This window comes from Enterobacter cloacae complex sp. 277I4, assembly GCF_050031465.1.
GTDB classification, from domain to species: domain Bacteria; phylum Pseudomonadota; class Gammaproteobacteria; order Enterobacterales; family Enterobacteriaceae; genus Enterobacter; species Enterobacter cloacae.
In genome coordinates, this window is the sequence record NZ_JBLGWC010000001.1 from 813,984 (window position 1) to 835,943 (window position 21,960).

The 21,960-nt window shown below is 52.8% G+C and carries 22 protein-coding genes; 7 read left to right on the forward strand and 15 right to left on the reverse strand.

The features are described 5' to 3' along the window. Nucleotides 1–7: 7 nt before the first annotated feature. From ACQG19_RS03845 to ACQG19_RS03855, 3 genes are all read right to left on the reverse strand, one after another. Nucleotides 8–457, reverse strand: a complete 450-nt coding sequence (locus ACQG19_RS03845) for a lysozyme (protein WP_013095605.1) — start codon at nt 455–457, stop codon at nt 8–10. Then, nucleotides 450–1,157, reverse strand: a complete 708-nt coding sequence (locus ACQG19_RS03850) for a DUF2589 domain-containing protein (RefSeq protein ID WP_013095606.1) — start codon at nt 1,155–1,157, stop codon at nt 450–452. The genes ACQG19_RS03845 and ACQG19_RS03850 overlap by 8 nt, the downstream gene beginning before the upstream one ends. 79 nt (nt 1,158–1,236) lie before the next feature. Further along, nucleotides 1,237–1,902 carry a DUF2589 domain-containing protein gene (locus ACQG19_RS03855; RefSeq protein WP_040022115.1) on the reverse strand — a complete coding sequence of 222 codons (666 nt, stop codon included), beginning with the start codon at nt 1,900–1,902 and terminating at the stop codon, nt 1,237–1,239. A gap of 310 nt (nt 1,903–2,212) precedes the next feature. Between ACQG19_RS03855 and ACQG19_RS03860 the strand changes: the two genes are divergently transcribed. After that, the gene (locus tag ACQG19_RS03860; protein WP_013095608.1) at nt 2,213–2,833 is read left to right on the forward strand and encodes a LuxR C-terminal-related transcriptional regulator; all 621 of its coding nucleotides are present in this window, start codon (nt 2,213–2,215) and stop codon (nt 2,831–2,833) included. A gap of 67 nt (nt 2,834–2,900) precedes the next feature. Here ACQG19_RS03860 and speD read toward each other — a convergent pair whose 3' ends face one another. The 3 genes from speD to ACQG19_RS03875 all read right to left on the reverse strand — a co-directional run bounded on the left by speD (nt 2,901) and on the right by ACQG19_RS03875 (nt 5,027). Continuing rightward, the gene (gene speD / locus ACQG19_RS03865; RefSeq protein WP_013095609.1) at nt 2,901–3,695 is read right to left on the reverse strand and encodes an adenosylmethionine decarboxylase; all 795 of its coding nucleotides are present in this window, start codon (nt 3,693–3,695) and stop codon (nt 2,901–2,903) included. Next, the gene (gene speE, locus ACQG19_RS03870) at nt 3,696–4,565 is read right to left on the reverse strand and encodes a polyamine aminopropyltransferase (protein ID WP_013095610.1); all 870 of its coding nucleotides are present in this window, start codon (nt 4,563–4,565) and stop codon (nt 3,696–3,698) included. 114 nt (nt 4,566–4,679) lie between these two features. After that, the gene (locus tag ACQG19_RS03875) at nt 4,680–5,027 is read right to left on the reverse strand and encodes a YacC family pilotin-like protein (protein WP_014830675.1); all 348 of its coding nucleotides are present in this window, start codon (nt 5,025–5,027) and stop codon (nt 4,680–4,682) included. Nucleotides 5,028–5,172: 145 nt separating this feature from the next. Here ACQG19_RS03875 and cueO point away from each other — a divergent pair, with 145 nt between their 5' ends. Continuing rightward, the gene (gene cueO / locus ACQG19_RS03880) at nt 5,173–6,732 is read left to right on the forward strand and encodes a multicopper oxidase CueO (RefSeq protein ID WP_222169087.1); all 1,560 of its coding nucleotides are present in this window, start codon (nt 5,173–5,175) and stop codon (nt 6,730–6,732) included. A gap of 108 nt (nt 6,733–6,840) precedes the next feature. Here cueO and ACQG19_RS03885 read toward each other — a convergent pair whose 3' ends face one another. Both ACQG19_RS03885 and ACQG19_RS03890 read right to left on the reverse strand, forming a co-directional pair. Further along, complete coding sequence (locus tag ACQG19_RS03885; protein ID WP_054442369.1) at nt 6,841–8,016, reverse strand: IS4 family transposase; 1,176 nt, start codon at nt 8,014–8,016, stop codon at nt 6,841–6,843. Between the two features lie 136 nt (nt 8,017–8,152). After that, nucleotides 8,153–10,543, reverse strand: a complete 2,391-nt coding sequence (locus tag ACQG19_RS03890; RefSeq protein ID WP_013095613.1) for a glucose/quinate/shikimate family membrane-bound PQQ-dependent dehydrogenase — start codon at nt 10,541–10,543, stop codon at nt 8,153–8,155. A gap of 208 nt (nt 10,544–10,751) precedes the next feature. Here ACQG19_RS03890 and hpt point away from each other — a divergent pair, with 208 nt between their 5' ends. Further along, complete coding sequence (gene hpt / locus ACQG19_RS03895) at nt 10,752–11,288, forward strand: hypoxanthine phosphoribosyltransferase (protein WP_013095614.1); 537 nt, start codon at nt 10,752–10,754, stop codon at nt 11,286–11,288. A 59-nt stretch (nt 11,289–11,347) separates the two neighbouring features. On the opposite strand, the gene can is transcribed toward hpt, so the two are convergent. Next, nucleotides 11,348–12,010, reverse strand: a complete 663-nt coding sequence (gene can, locus ACQG19_RS03900) for a carbonate dehydratase (protein ID WP_013095615.1) — start codon at nt 12,008–12,010, stop codon at nt 11,348–11,350. Nucleotides 12,011–12,117: 107 nt separating this feature from the next. Here can and ACQG19_RS03905 point away from each other — a divergent pair, with 107 nt between their 5' ends. From ACQG19_RS03905 to ACQG19_RS03920, 4 genes are all read left to right on the forward strand, one after another. Beyond that, nucleotides 12,118–13,044 (forward strand): ABC transporter ATP-binding protein, encoded by a 927-nt coding sequence (locus tag ACQG19_RS03905; protein ID WP_013095616.1) that lies wholly within the window; start codon nt 12,118–12,120, stop codon nt 13,042–13,044. Beyond that, nucleotides 13,041–13,811, forward strand: a complete 771-nt coding sequence (locus ACQG19_RS03910; protein WP_426725818.1) for an ABC transporter permease — start codon at nt 13,041–13,043, stop codon at nt 13,809–13,811. Before ACQG19_RS03905 ends, ACQG19_RS03910 begins: the two co-directional genes overlap by 4 nt. Nucleotides 13,812–13,915: 104 nt before the next feature. Next, nucleotides 13,916–14,356 (forward strand): PTS sugar transporter subunit IIA, encoded by a 441-nt coding sequence (locus tag ACQG19_RS03915; RefSeq protein ID WP_246932888.1) that lies wholly within the window; start codon nt 13,916–13,918, stop codon nt 14,354–14,356. A 63-nt stretch (nt 14,357–14,419) separates the two neighbouring features. Next, a complete protein-coding gene (locus tag ACQG19_RS03920; protein ID WP_426725819.1) occupies nt 14,420–15,667 on the forward strand; it encodes a polysaccharide deacetylase family protein in 1,248 nt (415 codons plus the stop codon). Between the two features lies 1 nt (nt 15,668). On the opposite strand, the gene ACQG19_RS03925 is transcribed toward ACQG19_RS03920, so the two are convergent. From ACQG19_RS03925 to ACQG19_RS03950, 6 genes are all read right to left on the reverse strand, one after another. Continuing rightward, nucleotides 15,669–16,745 carry a fimbrial protein StkG gene (locus ACQG19_RS03925; protein WP_246932886.1) on the reverse strand — a complete coding sequence of 359 codons (1,077 nt, stop codon included), beginning with the start codon at nt 16,743–16,745 and terminating at the stop codon, nt 15,669–15,671. Between the two features lie 25 nt (nt 16,746–16,770). After that, nucleotides 16,771–17,376, reverse strand: coding sequence for a fimbrial-like protein (locus ACQG19_RS03930; protein ID WP_222169227.1), 606 nt, complete (start codon nt 17,374–17,376; stop codon nt 16,771–16,773). Between the two features lie 29 nt (nt 17,377–17,405). Next, nucleotides 17,406–17,948, reverse strand: coding sequence for a fimbrial protein (locus tag ACQG19_RS03935; protein WP_052123593.1), 543 nt, complete (start codon nt 17,946–17,948; stop codon nt 17,406–17,408). A gap of 24 nt (nt 17,949–17,972) precedes the next feature. Further along, nucleotides 17,973–18,551 (reverse strand): fimbrial protein, encoded by a 579-nt coding sequence (locus tag ACQG19_RS03940; RefSeq protein ID WP_047023393.1) that lies wholly within the window; start codon nt 18,549–18,551, stop codon nt 17,973–17,975. Between the two features lie 13 nt (nt 18,552–18,564). Further along, nucleotides 18,565–21,144 (reverse strand): outer membrane usher protein, encoded by a 2,580-nt coding sequence (locus ACQG19_RS03945; protein WP_222169226.1) that lies wholly within the window; start codon nt 21,142–21,144, stop codon nt 18,565–18,567. A 65-nt stretch (nt 21,145–21,209) separates the two neighbouring features. Next, a complete protein-coding gene (locus ACQG19_RS03950) occupies nt 21,210–21,947 on the reverse strand; it encodes a fimbrial chaperone (RefSeq protein ID WP_148790721.1) in 738 nt (245 codons plus the stop codon). Nucleotides 21,948–21,960 lie beyond the last annotated feature (13 nt).

Genomic DNA, 21,960 nt, shown 5'->3' on the forward strand with positions numbered 1-21,960 from the left:
TGATTGATCAGGATAAAAAAAGAGTTTTTTCAGCGTTACGACGTGCTGTCAGGCCCGCCAGGACCTGACCACCCGCATGGTTCCATTTCAGAAATTCGTCGGCGGCGCCGTTAACGTCTCCGCTGTTCACTTTGCGTAACAGGGTTGAACTCTTCAGATTGGCCGGGCCCAGATTGAAGGCGAAGCTCACCAGAGCATCGAACTGGTTCTGCGTCACCTCCACAGTCAGCATGTTGTTAACCTCGTGCTCAAAACGCTGCAGGTCATCACGAAGGAGCTGTTCTGCGGCTTCTGCGGTGATGGTCCGCGTGCCGCCTGGCGGGATCGGGTTTTCGACGTGACCATAACCGATAGTCGGAATACCGACTGCGTCTTTGTAGGTGGTTAAACGCAGGCCTTCGTACTGTTTGATAAGGGCAATGCCGCCATTGCCGGTTGTTTTCAAGGCATTACTCATGGCTATTCTCCTTTACGGGGACGGGGGTCATACGGTGGATAAATTCATCAAGCAGCCGCAGCACCGCTTCCGGCGGTTCCTGAGCGACAAAATCAATTTCAATATCAATGTTCTGGCTGTCCGTTTTGCCCTCATGGGGCTGGGGCGCCATCGTGACGTGGAAGTGACCCCGCTCTCCCTGTCCTGTCAGCGTGCTGATGGCTTCTGTGGCATCACCGCGAACGGTCAGGCGCATCTTCATTCTCTCCATTGACAGATTGCGCGGTGGAGCAAGTGTCACCAGCGGTACGTTCAATCGATGCCCGTCATCCAGCTGAAGCTCGGCATAGTCGGGTTTGTAGCTGCCGTCCGGGGCCTGCTCAAATAGCTGCGAGAGCACGGCAACGTACTGATGGGCCATATACTGGTTGGCGCTAAAGGCAGCGTGCTGGAGCCCTTGTACCAGGGCATCTAATCCCATCGCGTGGTTGCCCTTGTTGCCGGCAGGGGGCGGCGGCGTTCCGTCATCGCCCCCGCCGCCACCTCCGTCATTGCTTCCGGCGTTCTCCTCCTCCCCGGCAGGAGAAGGAGACGGAGTTGCGGCAGAGGGGGGATCTGACGATACCGTCATCGGTTTATCTGCCGGGGGTTCGGTACTGGCTTCAGGCTTTACATCGCCGGGCGTTTTACGGCTGAACCAGAATCGACGTGAATCAGGCATATTTTTTCTCCATCAGGCAGGTGCCCGTTAACCGGACACCTGTTAGGGGTAATAAATGCGTTTGAATGCGTTGTACGGGTTAGCCGTTACCCCCCTGAGCAGGCGCGGCTGGGGCTGGTGCTGGTGTAATCAGACCTGAACTGTTGGTTGCAGGCAGCTCAGCGGGTTGATCTCCAGCGCGTTGTGCCGGTTTGGTAGCAGCATTGGTCAGATAATCGACCACGCGGCTAAGTGCTTCCGGCATCGGCTGACGTTTAACGGAGGTGTGGATGGAGTATTTGGCACGGGTATCGGTCGAACGGGTCTGTTCTGACTTATGGCTCACGCTGCCCTTGACGCTAACGGAGAATGGACCCCAGCCGATTTTGCCCTCCAGGGAGCCTTCCTGGCTGCTGCTTTCATTGCTGGCTGCGCTCTGATGGATCTCAAGCTCGAAGTCGATGGTCCCTTCTTCGATACAGATGATGGGGTGCACCACTGCCGCCAGCAGAGGAATACGCATGACTTTGGTTTGCGTACCGGTCGTCACGCCTTTCTCATCGACGAGGGTCTCCTCATAATCAAACTGTACCGAAACGGCTTTGCCATCTTTAATACAGACGCTTAATAAGAAATCGGTATAACTTTTGGCTGCCTGGGTTTGGGCTTTAATCATTGCCTGTAATGGCGCGGAAATCATACTGTCTAGCGGCAATGAACTAATAACTGAACCAATAAATCCGGCATCAACATTTGCATCTGGCATAATTCATTCCTCGATGTTTGGGGGGAGCAGAATATGTCTGCCCATTAATCATGGATATCGATTAAAAAAGCATCCATGCGCTTAAAGTTATGTTTTCGGAAATCATTGTGTCTGTATGGAATGGTCTGTATCGAAAGTTACATGGCGAAATGAGACGGGCTGTGCTTAATAAATTAAACCGGCATTACTCCTGCAATTGAAAGTTTCTCCTGGTGTTATTACTTTTCATCCCGCAGCAACCGTTGTTTAAGGTTTGTTTGAAGGGTTTAAGTGCCGCTAACAAGATAACGATTATTTAAGTGGGACGACAATGAATATACTTATTTATGATGAATTGCCGCTGTTCATTCATGGCATCCGATGCCGTTGGGCGGAACTTGCGCCCGCATTACACATCACAGCAGCACATACCGAAGATGAGGTCTGGAAAGGTTTAATAAAAGTCAGGACGGATGTTGTTATTCTGGATGCGGATTATGAAATAGAGAAAAAAAGAGCGTTATTAACCCAGCTAAAATCGCAGGCGGACACTATTTTAGTGTTGATGAATTTTTCACGGCTGGATAATGTCAACCCGATTTATTTTCTGGAATGTGGTGCGGCAGGGATTTTAACCAAGAAAATGGAGTCGGAAGAGTTATTGCAGGCAATTGAATGGGTGCGGCAAGGGAGAATATATTTACCGGATAGTTGCCTGCGCGAACATAAATTAATACGCATGCAGAATTATCCATCCCCGCTGTGCACACTATCACCCCGACAACGTGAGATTCTGCATCTTGTTGTTCAGGGAAATAGCAATAAGCAAATTTGTCGTGTACTTGGGATTGCGGAAGGAACGGTTAAAAATCACCTTCACGCCCTGTTTCGTCAACTGGGAGTCAGAAACCGCACGGAAGCAGCGATGATACTGGCCCAAACGACTGTTTAGGAAAATAACCAGCATGATAAAGAAGGAAAAATCATCACTTTTCCTTCTTTGTCTGCTTACCTGCGTCTTACACGGCCGGAATATTGCGGCCGTAGTAGATTTCGCGCATCTCTTTCCAGAGCAGGTCGGTAATGACCTTACGCTCTTCTTCGCTTAAATCTTCTGGCTTTGTGTGGAACATGTAGTGCTTAAGGTCAAACTCCTTAAGCAGCATCTTGGTGTGGAAGATGTTCTCCTGATACACGTTCACGTCCATCATGTCGTACAGCGATTTCATGTCCTCGGACATAAAGTTCTGAATGGAGTTGATCTCGTGATCGATAAAGTGCTTCATGCCGTTGATATCGCGCGTAAAACCACGCACACGATAATCAATGGTGACGATATCGGATTCCAGCTGGTGAATTAAATAGTTCAGCGCGTTTAGCGGGGAGATCACGCCGCAGGTGGATACTTCAATATCGGCGCGGAACGTACACAGGCCGCCTTCCGGGTGGCTTTCCGGGTAGGTGTGCACGCAGATATGGCTTTTATCGAGGTGGGCGACAACCACTTCAGGCAGCGGGCCCGGGTGTTCGGTTTTGTCGATAAGCTTAGGATCGACCGGCTCTTCGCTGACCAGAATGGTCACGCTAGCGCCCTGAGGTTCATAATCCTGGCGGGCGATGTTCAGAATATTTGCGCCGATAATAGAGCAGGTTTCCGACAGGATCTCGGTCAGTCGGTTGGCATTGTAGAGTTCATCGATATAGGCGATGTAGCCATCGCGCTCTTCCGCTGTTTTGGCATAGCAGATATCGTAAATACAAAAACTCAGGCTTTTGGTCAGGTTGTTAAAGCCATGCAGTTTAAGCTTTTTCAATTAGTTCACCCCCTGGGAGGACAGTGCATCTTGCAGGTACTGCGGCAAGGCGAAGGCTGCGGTATGGACCGCCGGATTGTAGTAACGGCACTGGAGACCTGCCTGATGGAAGCGCGCCTGGATAATCTCCGTGGAGAGATGACGCAGGACGTCGTTATCCGTCGCCCAGGCAAAGGTCATGATCCCGCCGTAGTAGGTCGGAATGGCAGCCTGATAGAAGCTAACATCGCCAAAATAGGTGCTCAGTTTGCGGTGGCTGTCGAGCGCTTCATCCTGCTGCAGGAAGCAGACGCCATTTTGCGCCACGAAGATACCGCCAGGGTTCAGACAACGCTTGCAACCCTCGTAGAACGATGAGGTAAATAGCGAGGCTCCCGGGCCGATAGGGTCGGTACAGTCGGAGATAATAACGTCAAACGTCTGGGTCGTCTGGTTGACGAAGTTCACGCCATCGTCAATCACCAGCTTAAAGCGCGGATCGTCGTAGCTACCCGCATTATGGTTAGGCAGGTACTGACGACAGAATGAGACCACGCCCGCGTCGATCTCTACCATGGTGATGGTTTCAATGGACTGGTGGCGGGAGACTTCGCGCAGCATCGCCCCGTCGCCGCCGCCGATAATCAGCACGTGCTTCGCGTGACCATGAGCCAGCAGCGGGACGTGGGTCATCATCTCATGATAGATAAACTCATCTCGCTCGGTGGTTTGCACCACGCCGTCCAGCGCCATCACGCGGCCAAAAGCGGCATTCTCGAAGATGATCAGATCCTGATGATCGGTTTTCTCATGATAAAGCACGTTATCAACGGCAAAGTACTGACCAAACTGGTCATGCAGTGTTTCATGCCACAACGTGTGGTCGGCCATACGCAGACTCCTCTTCGTTAACATCCGTTACACTCACGAAAAATGAGCGAAACATGATAGCTAACTATAACCGTGGTTGCACGGTTCCAGGCGAAACAAGAGGCGTCGGGAAGGTTATTTCACGTAGGCGAGCAGGCTAAGCGAATCGCGGGCCAGCGCTTTGCATTTTTTTGCCGTTGGGATGCCAATACCGCTTAAATCACGGTAACTGTCTTCACCGAGCGCTTTCATGTCGAAGCTGTCGTAGTTGCTGAGGTCCCATTGGTTCTGCTGGGCAAAAAAGACCAGTGCGCGACGAATTTGCCCGTTGGGTAAATTCTGGTAGCCACAATCATTTTTCAGGAACACAAAAACCGCCGTCAGATCGGCCATATCTTCCGCTTCATTTTCACTGAGCGCATAGCTGTTCGCACACATTGCCATCAGGCTGGTGAACAAAATTGTCCTGAAAAACGTCTTCATTGCTTCTACCACTGCATCACGGAAAATTAACGTTAGCATATTTGGTGCCAGTGCGACGATCTTTATTATTGCCGCGTAACTTGACCTTCCGGTAAGGGGAGGGTTTATGCTCAAAAGATCGTCTGCACGAAATAAGGAAATGAATATGCAACGTCGTGAATTTCTAAAATATTCCGTTGCGTTGGGGGTTGCCAGCGCATTACCACTGTGGAGTCGCGCGGTTCTGGCGGCTGACAGACCTGCCTTACCCATTCCTGATTTATTGACCGCCGATGCCCGTGGCCGTATCCAGCTGGTGGTTCAGTCCGGTAAAACGGCGTTTGGTAAAAATAACGCCACCACCTGGGGCTATAACGGCAATGTGCTTGGCCCGGCGTTGCAGTTGCGCAGAGGAAAAGCCGTCACCGTTGATATTCACAACACGCTGGCAGAAGAGACGACGCTGCACTGGCACGGGCTGGAAGTGCCGGGTGAGGTCGACGGCGGCCCGCAAGGGATTATAAAAGCGGGTGGGAAGCGTACCGTGACCTTTACCCCCGAGCAGCGGGCGGCGACCTGCTGGTTCCACCCGCATCAGCATGGTAAAACGGGCCATCAGGTGGCCATGGGGCTGGCAGGCCTGGTGCTGATTGAAGATGACGAAAGTCGCTTGCTGCGTCTGCCCAAACAGTGGGGTATCGACGATGTGCCGGTCATTGTGCAGGACAAAAAATTCTCCACAGACGGTCAGATTGATTATCAGCTGGATGTGATGACCGCGGCGGTAGGCTGGTTTGGCGATACGCTGCTGACCAATGGCGCGATCTACCCCCAGCACGCTGCACCAAAAGGCTGGCTGCGGTTACGTCTGCTCAACGGATGCAACGCGCGCTCGCTGAACTTTGCCACCAGCGATAATCGTCCGCTGTACGTCGTGGCGAGCGACGGAGGACTGCTGCCTGAGCCGGTCAAAGTGAATGAACTCCCTGTGCTGATGGGCGAGCGCTTTGAGGTGCTGGTGGACATCAGCGACGGTAAATCATTTGACCTGGTGACGCTCCCGGTCAGCCAGATGGGGATGGCCGTTGCGCCATTCGATAAGCCGTACCCGGTTTTACGTATTCAGCCGCTGCAGATCACCGCCTCCGGTACGCTGCCGGACACCTTAACCACGCTGCCGGGACTTCCGTCGCTGGCTGGGCTTACGCAACGTAAGCTGCAGCTCTCCATGGATCCGATGCTCGACATGATGGGCATGCAGGTGCTGATGAAAAAGTATGGCGATCAGGCGATGGTGGGGATGCACCACGGGCAGATGATGGGCCATATGAACATGGATCACGGCAAGATGGGCGGTATGAATCACGGCGGTCACGGGTTTGATTTCCACAATGCCAATATGATCAACGGCAAAGCGTTCGATATGAACACGCCAATGTTTGCTGCTACAAAAGGGCAGTTTGAGCGCTGGGTGATTTCAGGCGAAGGCGACATGATGCTGCATCCGTTCCATATTCACGGCACCCAGTTCCGTATTCTTTCAGAGAACGGCAAAACGCCGGATGCGCATCGCGCGGGCTGGAAAGATACAGTGAGAGTGGAAGGCGGCGTCAGCGAGGTGCTGGTGAAGTTTGACCACGAGGCGCCAAAGGAGTTTGCCTATATGGCGCACTGTCATCTGCTGGAGCATGAAGATACGGGGATGATGCTGGGTTTTACCGTATAAAAAAGCCGGGTGGCGGCTTCGCCTTACCCGGCCTACATTTCGCAGGTGCGGCCTGATGCCCTCACCCTGGCCCTCTCCCGGTGGGCTGAGGGATCCCCAGTAATATGGTCATGTCACCATGACCATATTACTGTACTCTTTTCCCAGCTTTTTCATCTCGTTAACTATATTCAGGCGTCTTACTTTCCCGGGCTCATGCCGGATGACTTCTTCTGCCAGACTCAGGTATGACAGAACCCGTCTGTGCCTGATGCTGCTTGCCTGATAGTGCCAGTGTAAACACTGCCTTTCTGCCCTGTAACCTGCCAGCCACATCACCAGGCTTGCCATTGCCGCGACCATATTCAGCACTTCCAGTCGCCCTTTTCCCTGACTCCGGCTCAGCCTCAGACCGAACCCGAAGCGTGGACTTTTGTCGTCCCGGAAGTTTTGTTCTATCTGCATTCTGCGGCTGTACAGGGCCATTATCTGGTGCGGCTCCAGTCCCTCTGCATTACTGAACAGCAGCCAGGGCTCCCGCGCGCTACTGCGGTGTTCCCGCTGTGTTTTCGGCATCCCCCCTTTTCCCTGACGCCCTGCGTCAGGGCGCTTATGCAGATAGAACCGGCCGTAACAGGGCGTTCGTGGTTTACGGGACAGGACACCGTAACCCACGCAGACCGGTTGTCCGGTAGCCTCAAGCTCACTGATTTTCATCCATTTTTTATCTCCGTCCAGCCGGAAGCTGATGCAGCCCCTGACCCTGCCGGTGAAGCTCCAGCCCAGCTGGCTGACATGCCGGAACCAGTCTGTCCGGAAGCCTGCATCCGTAATGATGGTGACGGCTTTATCTTTCGGGATGGCATCATGCAGGCGGTCAAGGAAGCGGCACTGTACATCGCTGTTCTGCGCCAGCTCTGCGGGGACAACCTCACTCATAAGCGGCAGTGAGCGACCATTACAGACCAGGCTTGCCCGCAGAAGATACCAGTTCCTGTCATGCCAGCCTGTCCAGTCGACAGCAATCACACAGAAGGGCATCAGGGAGGTGATGGTATGTGTGAGCAGGTGCTGAATACGGGGAATATCCCGGTGAAGGGCGGTATTACCCAGGGCACGGTCAACACGTTTAATTTTATTTTTGACGTGCGCCCTGCCGGGAAGAGAGCGACCAAGGCTGGTCAGGGTCAGATCCGCACCGTGCGTGAGGGCAACGGCCATGGAAACAAGGACATTAATCCGGAAGCTGTGAACGTCCGGTAAAGACGCGGAGAAAAATTTCTGGCAGACTGTCTGTAAAGGCACGATGAGGTCTCTTCTGATTTGTTAGCGCAACCAGTAGATCACACTTCATCGTGCTTTTCATTTTTCTGGGGAACCCTCAGCCCGGTGGGAGAGGGAACAAACATAAAAAACGGCAACCGAGGTTGCCGTTTTGCATTTATTTTGCGTCATCCGGCAACGCATACGCGACAATATAGTCGCCCATCTTCGTGCCAAACGAACCGTGACCGCCCGCAGAGATGACTACGTACTGCTTGCCATTCACTTCATAGGTCATCGGCGTTGCCTGTCCACCGGCTGGCAGACGGCCTTGCCACAGTTTCTCACCGTTGGTCATGTTGTACGCGCGCAGGTAGTTATCTGCGGTTGCCGCGATGAACAGCACGTTACCGGCGGTGGAAATTGGGCCACCCAGCATTGGCATACCCATGTTGAACGGCACCGGAACCGGCATCGGGAACGGCATGCTGTCCTGCGGGGTACCAATACGTTTTTTCCACACGATCTGGTTGGTTTTCAGATCCAGACCGGAGATATATCCCCAGGCAGGCTGTTTACACGGCAGACCAAACGGAGACAGGAACGGATTCAGGGTCACGCCAAACGGTACGCCATACTGCGGCTGAATACCGGCTTCGGTACCGCTGCCTTTCGCGTCTTTCGGCTGCTCCATCGGGTTACCTGGACCACGTGGGATCAGTTTAGAGACAAACGGCAGCGCCATCGGGTTGGCGATCGCTACCTGGCGGTTAGGGTCAACGGAGATCCCGCCCCATTCGAACATCCCAAGGTTACCCGGGAAGACCAGCGTGCCCTGCTCAGAAGGCGGGGTAAAGATGCCTTCATAGCGCAGCTGATGGAACATTACGCGGCACACCAGCTGGTCAAACATGGTGGCACCCCACATGTCTGCGCCGCTGAGGTCTTTCTTCGGACGGAAGCTCAGTTCGGAGAACGGCTGCGTTTTAGTGACGTAATCGCCTTTAGCCGCGCCCTGAGGAACCGGTTTTTCCGGTGCAGGCACAACCAGCTCGCCGTTACGACGGTCCAGTACGAAGATGTTACCGGTTTTCGCCGGAGCATAAATCACCGGAACGGTTTTGCCGTTAACGGTAATGTCTGCCAGCGTTGGCTGGGACGGCATATCCATATCCCACAGATCGTGGTGTACGGTCTGGTAGCTCCACGCCAGTTTCCCGGTGGTCGCGTTCAGCGCCAGAATGGAGCTGGCATAACGTTCCTGCTCAGGGGTACGGTTACCGCCCCAGATATCAGGCGTGGTCACGCCCATTGGCAGGTAGACCAGATCCAGCTTCGCATCATACGCAGCCGGTGCCCAGGAGTTTGGCGAGTTGAAGGTAAAGGTGTGTTCATCAGACGGGATCGCGTTAGGATCTTTCGCGCCCGGATCGAAGGCCCACAGCAGTTTACCGGTATTCACGTCGAAACCACGGATAACGCCAGAGGTTTCGCGGGTGGAGAAGTTATCCGTGACCGAACCAGCAATCACGATGGTTTTATCAGTGATGATTGGCGGTGAGGTGGGTTCATACAGACCCGGCGTGGTGTCCGGCATGTTGGTCTGCAGGTTCAGGATACCTTTGTTGGCGAAGGTTTCGCACAGCTTGCCCGTTTCGGCGTTAATCGCGAACAGGCGGCCATCGTTCACCGGCAGCATAATGCGGCGAGGACAGTCGGCAATGACGTCCGGGCTGGCATTATCCGCACGCGCTTCGTGGTAAGAGACACCGCGGCAGGTGATGTGCTGGAACGACGGGTTGGAGTTCAGCTGCGGATCGAAGTGCCATTTCTCTTTACCGGTGGCCGCGTCGAGCGCGAACAGACGCTGGTGCGCCGTACACAGATAAAGCATGTTGCCCACTTTAATTGGCGTCACTTCGTTGGTCAGTTCACCCGGATCGTTTGGCATCTTCAGATCGCCGGTACGGAATACCCAGGCTTCTTTCAGGTTTTTCACGTTGTCCGCGTTGATCTGCTTCAGCGGGGAGTAGCGCTGACCTTCCTGGTTACGGCCATACGCTGGCCAGTCGCCGTCAGCCACCTGCGAGATAGCCGCCGCAGGGGTGGATTCCGCATTCAGCGTACCGTTGATCTCCTGCGGGTCGTTAAAGCCGGCCCAGGTCAGGATACCGCCACTGATTAGCAGAGCGACAAGTAGCGCCGCAACGGCACCGCTGGAAGGCACAATCAGGCGACGCCAGACGAACGGCAGGATCAGCCAGATACCGAAGAAGACCAGAATGTCGCTGCGTGGCGTCAGTGCCCAGAAGTCGAACCCGACTTCCCAGACGCCCCAGATCATGGTTGCGAGGAGTAATGCCGCATAAAGCCACAGTGCGGATTGTTTTCTACGCCAGAGCAGAACAGTTACGCCAAGCATAACCAGGCCCGCAATGGGGTAGTACCAGGAGCCGCCAATTGCGACCAGCCAGACGCCACCGATTAACAGGTACAGGCCGCAGAAGGCGGCGAATAACGCTGTTAGTGTCACCAGTAGACGCGGCTGTTTAGAGTTTGTTTCAGCCATAGAAAGTGTACTCGTCAGTTTTTGTTAATAATTTGCTAGCAACTAATTATAGGTATTAACAAGTGTGATCGGAATCACAATATTTGCTTTTTATAACTCATACGCCAGGCTTAGCCATTTACTGATATAATGGCTGGCTTGCGTATCGATGCCGGAATAACATTCATCCGCATTGAGAGATTTTCATTAAAATCATATGGTTAGTAATATGAAACATACTGTTGAAGTGATGATCCCGGAAGCCGAGATCAAAGCGCGTATCGCCGAACTGGGTCGTCAAATCACCGAACATTACAAGGACAGCGGCAGCGAAATGGTGTTGGTCGGTCTGTTGCGTGGCTCTTTCATGTTCATGGCAGACCTGTGCCGTGAAGTGCAGGTGTCACATGAGGTCGATTTTATGACCGCCTCCAGCTATGGCAGCGGCATGTCCACAACCCGTGATGTGAAAATCCTGAAAGATCTGGATGAAGATATTCGTGGCAAAGATGTGTTGATCGTCGAAGACATCATCGACTCCGGTAACACGCTTTCTAAAGTGCGCGAGATCCTGAGCCTGCGTGAGCCGAAATCCCTGGCCATCTGTACTCTGCTGGATAAACCAGACCGCCGTGAAGTGCAGGTACCGGTGGAGTTTGTTGGTTTCTCTATTCCGGACGAGTTCGTCGTCGGTTACGGTATTGACTACGCGCAGCGTTACCGCCATCTGCCTTATGTTGGGAAGGTTGTGCTTCTGGACGAGTAGTGCGGCCTGGTGCCCTCACCCCAGCCCTCTCCCACAGGGAGAGGGAGAAAATCCCCGCTTTATTTATGGTTCACATGCTTAAGCTTGAGGTTGGCAATGCCCGAACGGTAACGCTGCTCCAGCGTTTCGCGGTTGGTGGCGGTCACTTCCAGATTGCGCAGCAGGCCGTCGTGAATGCCGTACGCCCAGCCGTGGATAGAGACCTTCTGCCCGCGCTTCCACGCTGACTGCATGATCGTTGAATGACCCAGGTTATACACCTGCTCCATCACGTTCAGTTCACACAGCGTGTCCATCCGGCGCTCCTGCGGCATTTCACCCAGCAGTGAGCTATGTTTGAACCAGATATCGCGGATGTGCAGCAGCCAGTTATCGATGAGCCCCAGTTCCGGGTTTTCCACAGCGGCCTGCACGCCGCCGCAGCCGTAGTGACCGCAAATAATGATGTGCTCGACCTCCAGGACGTCTACGGCGTACTGAACGACAGACAGGCAGTTGAGATCGGTATGAATCACCAGGTTGGCAACGTTACGGTGAACAAACAGTTCGCCGGGCTCAAGGCCCGTCAGTCGCTCAGCCGGAACACGGCTGTCGGAACATCCAATCCAGAGAAAGCGTGGATTCTGCGCTTGCGCGAGCTTTCCAAAAAAACCGGGGTCTTCCTCCACCAGCATTTTTGACCATAGTGCATTGTTGCTGATGAGTGTATCTATGTTGTTCATGGAGGTTAGCGACCTGTAACCAAGTGATTGCGTTGCGCTACTATAGGGTAACCCGACTTTTAATGAAACCACACAACGTGTGTCAGAACCTAAGGTAAGTTTAATTCATGGCGATTGCACTGGAGCTTGAGCAGCTTAAAAAAACCTATCCGGGCGGCGTTCAGGCGCTACGCGGGATAGATCTCAAAGTAGAAGCGGGGGATTTCTATGCGCTTCTGGGGCCGAACGGCGCGGGGAAATCGACGACCATCGGCATTATCAGCTCGCTGGTCAATAAGACCTCTGGCCGGGTCTGCGTGTTTGGCTACGATCTGCAAAAAGATGTGGTCAACGCCAAACGTCAGCTCGGTCTGGTACCGCAGGAGTTCAACTTCAACCCGTTTGAGACGGTGCAGCAGATCGTCGTTAACCAGGCGGGCTACTACGGCGTTGAGCGAAAAGAAGCGTTAGCTCGCAGCGAAAAGTATCTGAAGCAGCTTGATCTATGGGAAAAACGTAACGAACGTGCGCGTATGTTGTCTGGCGGCATGAAGCGGCGTCTGATGATTGCCCGTGCGCTGATGCATGAGCCAAAACTGTTGATCCTCGACGAGCCCACCGCTGGGGTAGATATTGAGCTTCGTCGCTCAATGTGGGGGTTCCTGAAAGATCTCAACGACAAAGGCACCACCATTATTTTGACGACGCACTACCTTGAAGAAGCGGAAATGCTGTGCCGCAACATCGGCATCATTCAGAACGGCGAGCTGGTGGAAAATACCTCAATGAAGGATCTGCTCTCGAAGCTCAAATCAGAAACGTTCATTCTGGATCTGGCGGCAAAAAGCGCGCTGCCGAAGCTTGAAGGGTACCAGTATCGCCTGGTCGACACCTCCACGCTGGAGGTGGAAGTATTGCGGGAGCAGGGCATTAACAGCGTCTTCTCCCAGCTGAGTGCTCAGGGCATTCAGGTTTTAAGTATGCGTAACAAAGCGAACCGACTGGAAGAGCTGTTTGTCTCTCTGGTGCAGGATAAACAAGGAGACAAGGCATGACGCATCTTTATTGGGTCGCGCTGAAAAGCATCTGGGCGAAAGAGATTAACCGCTTTATGCGCATCTGGGTACAAACCCTGGTGCCGCCGGTGATCACCATGACGCTCTATTTCATCATCTTCGGTAATCTGATTGGTTCCCGCATTGGTGAGATGCATGGCTTTACCTATATGCAGTTTATCGTTCCGGGTTTGATCATGATGGCGGTGATCACCAACGCCTATGCCAACGTGGCTTCGTCTTTCTTTAGCGCTAAGTTCCAGCGCAACATTGAGGAGCTGCCGGTGGCACCGGTGCCAACGCATGTAATCATCGCGGGTTACGTTGGCGGTGGTGTGGCGCGCGGCCTGTGCGTCGGGATCCTGGTGACGGCTATCTCCTTGTTCTTCGTGCCGTTCCAGGTGCACTCCTGGCTGTTCGTGGGGCTGACGCTGCTGTTGACGGCGATCCTGTTTTCGCTTGCCGGTCTGCTGAACGCGGTGTTTGCCAAAACGTTTGACGATATCAGCCTGATCCCGACCTTTGTGCTGACGCCGCTGACCTATCTGGGTGGGGTGTTTTATTCCCTGACGCTGCTGCCGCCGTTCTGGCAGGCGTTGTCACACCTGAACCCGATTGTCTACATGATCAGTGGTTTCCGCTTCGGCTTCCTCGGCATTACTGACGTACCGCTGTTCACTACCGTTGCGGTGCTGGTGGTATTTATCGTCGCCTTCTACCTGCTGTGCTGGTACTTAATCCAGCGCGGACGCGGACTGCGCAGCTAACCTTCCGCCCGGTGACTTTCTGGTTGCCGGGCCTTTTCTTTGACTGTTATCACCGTAAGCTAATCTTCACTTCGCTAAACTACTCGCCTGCTAAGGAGAGAGTTATGCTGGGATGGGTCATTACCTGCCACGATGAACAGGCGCAGGAGATGTTAATAAAGCTTGAAGCCAGGTTTGGTCCACTGGCGCAGTGTCGTGCGGTGAATTACTGGCAAGGGCTGAGCACCAACATGCTAAGTCGGATGATGTGCGATGCCCTGCATGAAACCGACACTGGCGAAGGCGTTATCTTTCTCACCGATAAATCTGGCGCTGCGCCGTATCGCGCGGCTGCTCTGTTGAGCCACAAACACGACTGCTGCGAAGTGATCTCCGGTATTGATCTTACCCTGCTTGAGTTAATGTATCCACGGCGTGAATTATTAAGCAGTGCAGAGTTTCGCGATGCCATCGTGGCGCAGGGTGAGCCGGGCGTCAGCAGCTTGTGGCATCAGCAGCAGAAAAATCCCCCCTTCGTTCTTCTTCACGACCTGTATAAGAATTAAACATTGGTATTGATGGTGCATTTGTTACAATGGCACCAGTTTATTCGTACCGATATCACATACATGTTCACGCGTATTTTGTTCCTGTGCCTGCTGGTTCTCTCTGGCGGGGCATCAGCCAGTTTATTAAGTCAGCAAGGTCTTCCAGCCCAGTACATGCAAACCACTGAAGATGCGGCTATCTGGGCGCAGGTGGGAAACGAGGTCGTTAACGTCGGCCATGTCAGGGCCGGACAGATCCTTGCCGTTGTGCCTACCGCTGCGGATTATTACGAGTTTCGCTTCGGCTTCGGGACTGGATTTATCGATAAAGGCCATCTGGAGCAGGTGCAGGGAAAGCAGCGCGTTGAGGACAGCCTTGGCGATCTTAATAAGCCGCTCAGTAATCAAAACCTGATCACCTGGAAAGACACACCGGTCTACAACGCGCCGTCCAGCGGCAGTGCGCCATTCGGTACGCTGAGCGCCAATCTTCGGTATCCGGTTTTAAGCAAACTCAAAGACCGCTTAAACCAGACGTGGTACCAGATCCGTATCGGCAACCGACTGGCATGGATCAGCAGCCTGGACGCGCAGGAAGATAATGGCCTCCCGGTGCTGACCTACCATCATATTCTGCGTGATGAAGAGAACACGCGCTTCCGGCATACCTCTACCACCACCAGCGTGCGCGCGTTCAATAACCAGATGGCCTGGCTGCGTGACCAGGGGTATACCACCCTGACGATGTATCAGCTGGAAGGGTATGTGCGTAACAAACTGAACCTGCCGGCCAAATCGGTAGTGATCACGTTTGATGACGGACTGAAATCCGTAAGCCGCTATGCTTACCCGATTCTGAAAGAGTACGGGTTTAACGCCACGGCGTTTATCATCTCATCCCGCATTAAGCGACATCCGCAAAAGTGGGATCCGAAATCACTTCAATTTATGAGCGTTCAGGAGTTGAAGGGCATCCAGGACGTGTTTGACATTCAGTCCCACACGCACTTCCTGCACCGCGTGGATGGTAACAAGCATCCGATTCTACTGAGCCGCAGCTACCACGTGATTTTGTTTGATTTCGAACGCTCGCGCCGGGCGCTGGCGCAGTTTAACCCGCGCGTGCTGTATCTCTCTTATCCGTTTGGTGGCTATGACAATAAAGCCATAAAAACCGCGAATGACGCCGGTTTTCACCTCGCAGTGACAACGGTAAAAGGGAAGGTCAAGCCGGGGGATAATCCGTTCTTACTGAAACGGCTGTACATCTTAAGAACGGATTCGCTGGAGACCATGTCGCGGCTGATCAGCAACCAGCCGCAGGGGTAAGCTACTCGTAGGTGAACTGCAGGGTGCCGATGGCGCTGAACGTGCCAGAGGTGACTTTTTCTGTACCAGACTTAACTAACCGGGCCGTAAGTAACAAGCTGAATAGGGCAAGGGTAGTGTTCTCTTGTGCGGTAAAGCTGCTAGTTGAATTAGGCACTATCTGCCTGTTGTTCGGCCACTTCAGTAACACGCCCACGCCTTTTGCCGCGTTCGACGATGCGGTGTTGGCGAGTAATGAGCCATCAGTCCCGGTTGTTTTACTGGTGGTCAACTTCACGGTGACTTTACGGGTGTTGGTGCAATTCCCAGTCACCCCAAAATCGGCGTTTATGGTTTTATCGTTCTCGATATCGGATACACCATAATCCCCCAGGTCTACGGTTTTGGGAGCCGTGAGCGTGCAGGTGGGTTTTTCTATTGGTGTAATGAAGGCCATATTGGCTATGGTAATGGTCGGTTTGGGATGATCGTCTGGATCGGATCCCACCGGGTCTCCAATGGTAATTTTTCCAATTGTTCCACCAACCGGGCCAATAGATACTACGTTAGCAGGAATACCGGCAAACGTGGGAAGTTGGTAAAATTCGACCATGGCCCGCCAGGCGCGATTATCCAGCAGCTCATCCTGGTCATTCATGTGTAATGCAAGAAACCAGCTCGTACTGGGAGCGAAATAGGCCGTGGCGGTATTGTCTACTGTGCCAAAAGCCAGAGCATAGGCTATTCCGGTTACATTGGTTTTGAATAAAGCTTTACCATCAATACTGCCGACTAACAGACTGGCGTCTGCCAGGGTGAAAATGTTTTCGCCATGTTTTCCTATCGTGCATTTACTACTTAATCCGGGGCTCAGATTCAGGCGATATAGCGAGCTGATTTTTGTAGGAACAGCGACATTATCCACGATTTGCAGGGTCGGCTTTGCGCCATTATAGTCGCCGATGGACTGCGTGTCGCCAAATCGAAATTTACACTCAATATCTGCATGGGCGTAAAAAGCGTTCATGGTTAAAAACATAAATAAAATGATAAAACCGTTAAAACGTGGGGACACGGTTATCCCAGGACGCTGTGCCATAATTGTTCCTTTTTAGCGTTGCCTGTTAGCGATATGTCACGCTGACTAATGCGCGCGCGGTCACTTTTCCTGCGCTGACCGGGCCGTAATTTTGGTAGCGGGCGTAAAAGTTATACGCTTTCAAATAGCTTTGTTGGTCTGATGGGGTCGCTATTTTGACCTCCACATCAGACTGCCCCTCGCTGTCGAGGACGTTTTGATTATTGGATTCAGAAAAAATAACAATCCCCACGTTTTCAGCGCCGCCAGCAAGGGCGGATGTTTCATTACTGAATATCTGTTTTGAAATCCCATCAATTTGGGCAGACTGCGGTTTAAAGGTAAAGTGCAGCGCTTGTCCGGATCCCGATTCATCCCCGCTGCAGTCCACAACCTGAACCATAAAGCGTGTTCCTCCCGCGGGGTCTGCTGGTTGAAGTCGATCGGTGCCCTCCGCGGTATAAAACCACGTTTTTCCCACCGTTGGCAGCGTTACGTTTCCACTTTCTGGAATACTGACCTGGCACGTATTGTTGATAATATTTGCCGTCATATCCATTTCCAGGCTGGAGGCAAAACCCGCTGCGGGAAACCCCATGCAGAGGGCCAGCCATGACATCGCATTTCTTAAGATTAAGCGGGACTGGAACATCCTGTTTAAGCTACCTGTCTGAATAAACATTATTGATAGGTCACGGTAAACGTCACGGGCGCATTGACCGAACCTGTCGTCACGTCCGAAATCGTTTTACCATTTGCAATGACGATGCGCGCATCCATTTCAAAATTCCCCGTCCCGTTAGACAGGTTGATGACAGACGTCGGGACAGTGGCGCAGTTCAATATGGAGCCTGAGTCGACAGAGCCTTTCCAGATTTCAAAACCGACGTTATGCCCGGCTGCATATGCGTTACCGGTACACGACCCGCCTGCACCCGGCATGGCCTGAATGGCGGCGTTTTTTACCCCGGCACAGTTCGTGAAGGCGATTTTGAAGGTTTCTCGTCGGCTCTGGCTCACCAGGTCAGACTTAAACACATCGCCAAACGGCAAAATGTCAATGGGGGCTCCGCTGGCGTTTTGAATCTCCGCGTTACAGGTCCCGGCCTCAATGGTGGATGTAAACGTTGCCTGCACGCTCGTCGTCCCCGTAATCGCACTTAACGCAACGGAAGGCAGGGTGGCAGTTATTGCAAGCACCAGTAATGTCATTTTCATTTTCATATCAACGCTCCGCATTGCTGCCAGTTATTCATAGGTGAAATTAAACGTAGCGATACCGCTAAAATTGCCGGTCGTGCCCTGACCGTTTGCGGTTTCCACCAGCGTTGCCAGAAGTGGTACCTCGCCAGCACTTATCTCTCCGCTCGACCAGACGAGGCGCTGTGTATCGGTGGATGAATTAATGACAAAGGGGGTATTCGGGGTGGCGGTACGGGAAATCGCCACGCCAATATTTTCCGCACTGCCGTCGCCGGAGAGTGAGTTCTTAATTGCCGTCGTCAGCGGGCTGGCGCTACCGCTGATGGTGGTTTTCAGCGATGCCAGACTCGGCGGGCATGAGACCATTTTGAGTTTAAAGTTGGTCGTGGCTTTGGCATTTTTCAGGATGATGTAATCCAGGCGCACCTTGCCGTTAGTCCCAATGGGGATAACGTTGCTGGTGCCATCACCGCTGCCGCCTTCGATTTTCATATCGCAGGTGGTGTCACGGATATTTGCGGTAAAGGTAATATCGAGATTATCGGCGTGTGTTTCCAGCGACAGCGCCATTAGCCCCGTGCTTAAAATAACTAACCCTGTTTTTTTCCAGGCTCTAAAAAGCATGTTTTAACTCCCTTTATAAGGCTGTGACGCGGCAGGTCTGGCCCGTCAGCAGCGTTGTCGGTCCAATCTTTTTCGCATCCGGTGGAATGTGGTAGGAGACGGTACAGGATGTGCCGGGCTCATTTCCCCAGACGATGTTTAACGTCCCTTTATCTTCAATTCCGCGGATCCAGGCTTGCCCGGCCTGACCCACGCTACCCACGGATACGCCTTGGTCGGTTTGCACATCGGCGCCTAACGGGATAAACCCGCCATCGTCACGCATCAGTTCCATTAACACTGAGCGCCCCTGATCGGTTTCAAAGTTAACCAGCACAACGGCACCGCTACGGGGGATGGTGGTGGAGCGGGTATTTTTCACTTCCACGTCAGAGTGCATTTCGCTGATATCAAGACCAACGCTGTTTTCACGGTAGGCGGACAGATAGGGCATAAGGGCATAGCCTGAGGCGCCGATTTCACCGTTTCCGATAGAGATGCGGGCGCCTTCTGCCCCCTCAGCTTTAATTAAGGCAAGCGTATCGCTTTCGCTGATGCTGCCTGGAGCAAGTGTTACGCCACCCGAGTGCAGAACCATTCCGCCGCTATAGCTGGCAGAATATTGTCGTGTACCGTCATCTGAGGCGGAGACGGAAAGGCTTAGCGGTCCATGCGGGCCGTTGTAACTGCCGTACCCGCTTAACTGATTTAACGTATCGTCGTAACGCGTGGTGCTTTCGGTAATGCTGTAACTGAAACGGTTATCTTCGGTGTTGCCATTGGCGCTGGCGTTAAAGCTACTGCCGCCTTTTAAATCGCTGCCGATGCCCGTCGTGAGTGAGGAGAATCCACCCGCTCGCTTGCTGTTACCCATCAGCGTGTCGAATGGAATCGTGAGGTTCAGATAGACGCTGTCATCTTTTTCCCCAAACTCATTGTAGGTGCGCTGCACGGTGAGGCTATAACTTCCCCAGCTTAACGAATGACTGTGGCCAACCGAGTATTGCGCCGATGAACTGCTTTCATTCCAGTAGTCCTGCCAGGTTGAGTTGACATACAGCGATCCCAAATCAAGATCGGCAATATTCAGCGGTTGGCTGATATTCACCTGGATCTGGTTTTTCATGCGCTGGAAGGTCTGATACACGTCGCTATTGTTACGTTCCGGGTTACGCTCCCTGTCACGGTATTTGATCTCATTGGTCAACGATGCCGCATCGTTCAGGCTGAGATAGTCAGACGTCGAAAACCGGTAGGCGGCGACGTTGAAAGAGGTATTCGTGGCTTCCATGAGTTTGCTGTAGGAGATGCGATAACTTTCGCCCGTGAGATGTCGTAAGCCGTCTATCCGGGCATCCGAATGCGTGACATCAAGAGCGAATGCGCCAGCTCCGGTATTCATGGCAATACCCAACAATGTGGCGTAGAAATCGCTATCGGTATATTCCAGGCCCGCATACCCCGTGAAGGTATTGGTTAAGCCATAGTAGCCCGTTGCATATCCCACCTTTGGTTTGTCACGCAGGCTGTCGTCACGCAGTTCACCCACGCCAACATCCCATCGGGAGTAGCCAGGACGAAGCATTTGTGCGACGGAAGAATAGGCGACTGAGAAGGAACGTTTGCTCCCATCCGTCTCTTCTACCGTGACGATGAGATCGCTACCGTAACCTGTTGTACTGAGATCGGTGATTTCAAACGGTCCTGGGGGGACGGAGGTTTCGTAAATCGTATTGCCGCTTTGGGCGATCGTGACTTTGGCGTTGCTGTTTGCAACCCCTCGGATCACCGGCGCATAGGTCGATATACCATTCGGAAGCATACGGTCATCGTTATATAAACGCGCCCCGCGCAGGCTAATGGAATCGAAGGCGTCGCCACGGGTATAGGAATCGCCGGCGATAAACTGCGCTTTCAGCGGCGTGATATCACGCTGAAGATAGATATCCTGGCTGGCGTAATGAGTACCGGAATCCTGATCCCAGTTCAGGTTGCCTCGCGCCCGGAGTCGCCATGGCCCCAGGTTTGCCCCATAGCGCAGACCAGCATAGGCCGTATCAGTGCTGGAATCCGGCATGTCTGCGTGCCAGCCGTTAAGATCCCATGAGAGCATGGCCACCGGGATCCCGTCTTCCCACAGTGAAGGATCGACAAATCCCGCTGGACGCTGAATGACGAAAGCCTGAGGAATGGAAAGGTCTAACTCCTGTGTGGAGGGATCGTAAGCCACACGCGAGCCGGGATAGGCGTCTGGCATAGAGACACAGGTGTCAGCTGAATCCTCCTCAGGGTGTTTCAGTTGCTCGGTGGTGACATTTGCCTGCGTGAGTCGTTTCGGAGTGATGCAGGGAGTGGCGCGCGGTGTGCCATTCTCCTTAAACAGAAGATCCGTGGTAACGGAAGGTTTCCCGTTTACGATCATCTTCACCTTATAGGTTCCGGCAATAACAGGGTTGCCTTTTGAAAAACGACTGATATCAATGGATGCGCCAGTGTTATAAAGAAACTGCTCGTTAAATTGCACGTCTTCTTCGTTATTATTTTCAGCAGCAAATGCACATAACGGCAATACCGCACTTATCGATAAACATAGTAGCGAACGTCTAAAGTGCATGATGAACTCTGTCCCAGGGCAACGCTAATTATAGTTTTTGTGAATGTTCTGAAGCTGACAGGGAATCAATGCGGTATAGACTCATACTTATCAATTCCACCGAAATCATTAATGGCTTGCCAGGTTATTTTGCTATTTCCGGATGAAGTGTAATTTTTCACATTCATCGTCTGGCTTGAGAACGGTTCAATATAATGCGTTTCGATCTCGTAACTTTTACCGCCTGAAATAAGCGCCGCACTTGCCAGCGACACATAATAAGGCGAGTCATTTTTCGCACTTAAAACGATTTTTTGCCCTTGTCGGGTTTGGGACCACTTAAGATTTTTGGCCGCGTCTGTCGGTTCCCCTTTTAACCCAGTGGGACGGAAAAAGAGTTTAATACGGGTGCGGAAAGCAAGCTGAAGCATACTTTGGTTATCGCTCTCCTTAGCCTTCGGCGGAACTTCCAGAACGTTAAACCAGAACAGCGACTCTTTATCTTTTGGCAATGCCTGACCCAGCCAGGTGATTCTGACGGTTTGCCCTTTTTGCGGTTCAACACGCGAAACAGGCGGCGTCACAATAAAAGGCAGTTTCAGCTCCTGAGGGTTAGTGGTATCTCTTCCATCATCGAGCCAGGTCTGTACCAGCAGAGGCCGGGTGCCACGGTTATCCATTGACACCGTTACGTCTTTTGCCGATTCAGGATAAATGACACGGGTGCCGGAAATCACAATATCTGCATTGGCGTTGAGAGCAAAAACGCTCATCGAGGCCAGCAGCAGGGCTTTTAATCCGCTCTTAATATTCAGTACGTACATGTAAACTCTCAAT

Bases quoted from the DNA above. Each gene is read 5' to 3' on its own strand.
- ACQG19_RS03845 (WP_013095605.1), bottom strand. From the start codon at position 457: ATGAGTAATGCCTTGAAAACAACCGGCAATGGCGGCATTGCCCTTATC.
- ACQG19_RS03850 (WP_013095606.1), bottom strand. From the start codon at position 1,157: ATGCCTGATTCACGTCGATTCTGGTTCAGCCGTAAAACGCCCGGCGAT.
- ACQG19_RS03855 (WP_040022115.1), bottom strand. From the start codon at position 1,902: ATGCCAGATGCAAATGTTGATGCCGGATTTATTGGTTCAGTTATTAGT.
- ACQG19_RS03860 (WP_013095608.1), top strand. From the start codon at position 2,213: ATGAATATACTTATTTATGATGAATTGCCGCTGTTCATTCATGGCATC.
- speE (WP_013095610.1), bottom strand. From the start codon at position 4,565: ATGGCCGACCACACGTTGTGGCATGAAACACTGCATGACCAGTTTGGT.
- ACQG19_RS03875 (WP_014830675.1), bottom strand. From the start codon at position 5,027: ATGAAGACGTTTTTCAGGACAATTTTGTTCACCAGCCTGATGGCAATG.
- cueO (WP_222169087.1), top strand. From the start codon at position 5,173: ATGCAACGTCGTGAATTTCTAAAATATTCCGTTGCGTTGGGGGTTGCC.
- ACQG19_RS03890 (WP_013095613.1), bottom strand. From the start codon at position 10,543: ATGGCTGAAACAAACTCTAAACAGCCGCGTCTACTGGTGACACTAACA.
- hpt (WP_013095614.1), top strand. From the start codon at position 10,752: ATGAAACATACTGTTGAAGTGATGATCCCGGAAGCCGAGATCAAAGCG.
- can (WP_013095615.1), bottom strand. From the start codon at position 12,010: ATGAACAACATAGATACACTCATCAGCAACAATGCACTATGGTCAAAA.
- ACQG19_RS03905 (WP_013095616.1), top strand. From the start codon at position 12,118: ATGGCGATTGCACTGGAGCTTGAGCAGCTTAAAAAAACCTATCCGGGC.
- ACQG19_RS03910 (WP_426725818.1), top strand. From the start codon at position 13,041: ATGACGCATCTTTATTGGGTCGCGCTGAAAAGCATCTGGGCGAAAGAG.
- ACQG19_RS03915 (WP_246932888.1), top strand. From the start codon at position 13,916: ATGCTGGGATGGGTCATTACCTGCCACGATGAACAGGCGCAGGAGATG.
- ACQG19_RS03920 (WP_426725819.1), top strand. From the start codon at position 14,420: ATGTTCACGCGTATTTTGTTCCTGTGCCTGCTGGTTCTCTCTGGCGGG.
- ACQG19_RS03925 (WP_246932886.1), bottom strand. From the start codon at position 16,745: ATGGCACAGCGTCCTGGGATAACCGTGTCCCCACGTTTTAACGGTTTT.
- ACQG19_RS03930 (WP_222169227.1), bottom strand. From the start codon at position 17,376: ATGTTCCAGTCCCGCTTAATCTTAAGAAATGCGATGTCATGGCTGGCC.
- ACQG19_RS03935 (WP_052123593.1), bottom strand. From the start codon at position 17,948: ATGAAAATGAAAATGACATTACTGGTGCTTGCAATAACTGCCACCCTG.
- ACQG19_RS03940 (WP_047023393.1), bottom strand. From the start codon at position 18,551: ATGCTTTTTAGAGCCTGGAAAAAAACAGGGTTAGTTATTTTAAGCACG.
- ACQG19_RS03945 (WP_222169226.1), bottom strand. From the start codon at position 21,144: ATGCACTTTAGACGTTCGCTACTATGTTTATCGATAAGTGCGGTATTG.
- ACQG19_RS03950 (WP_148790721.1), bottom strand. From the start codon at position 21,947: ATGTACGTACTGAATATTAAGAGCGGATTAAAAGCCCTGCTGCTGGCC.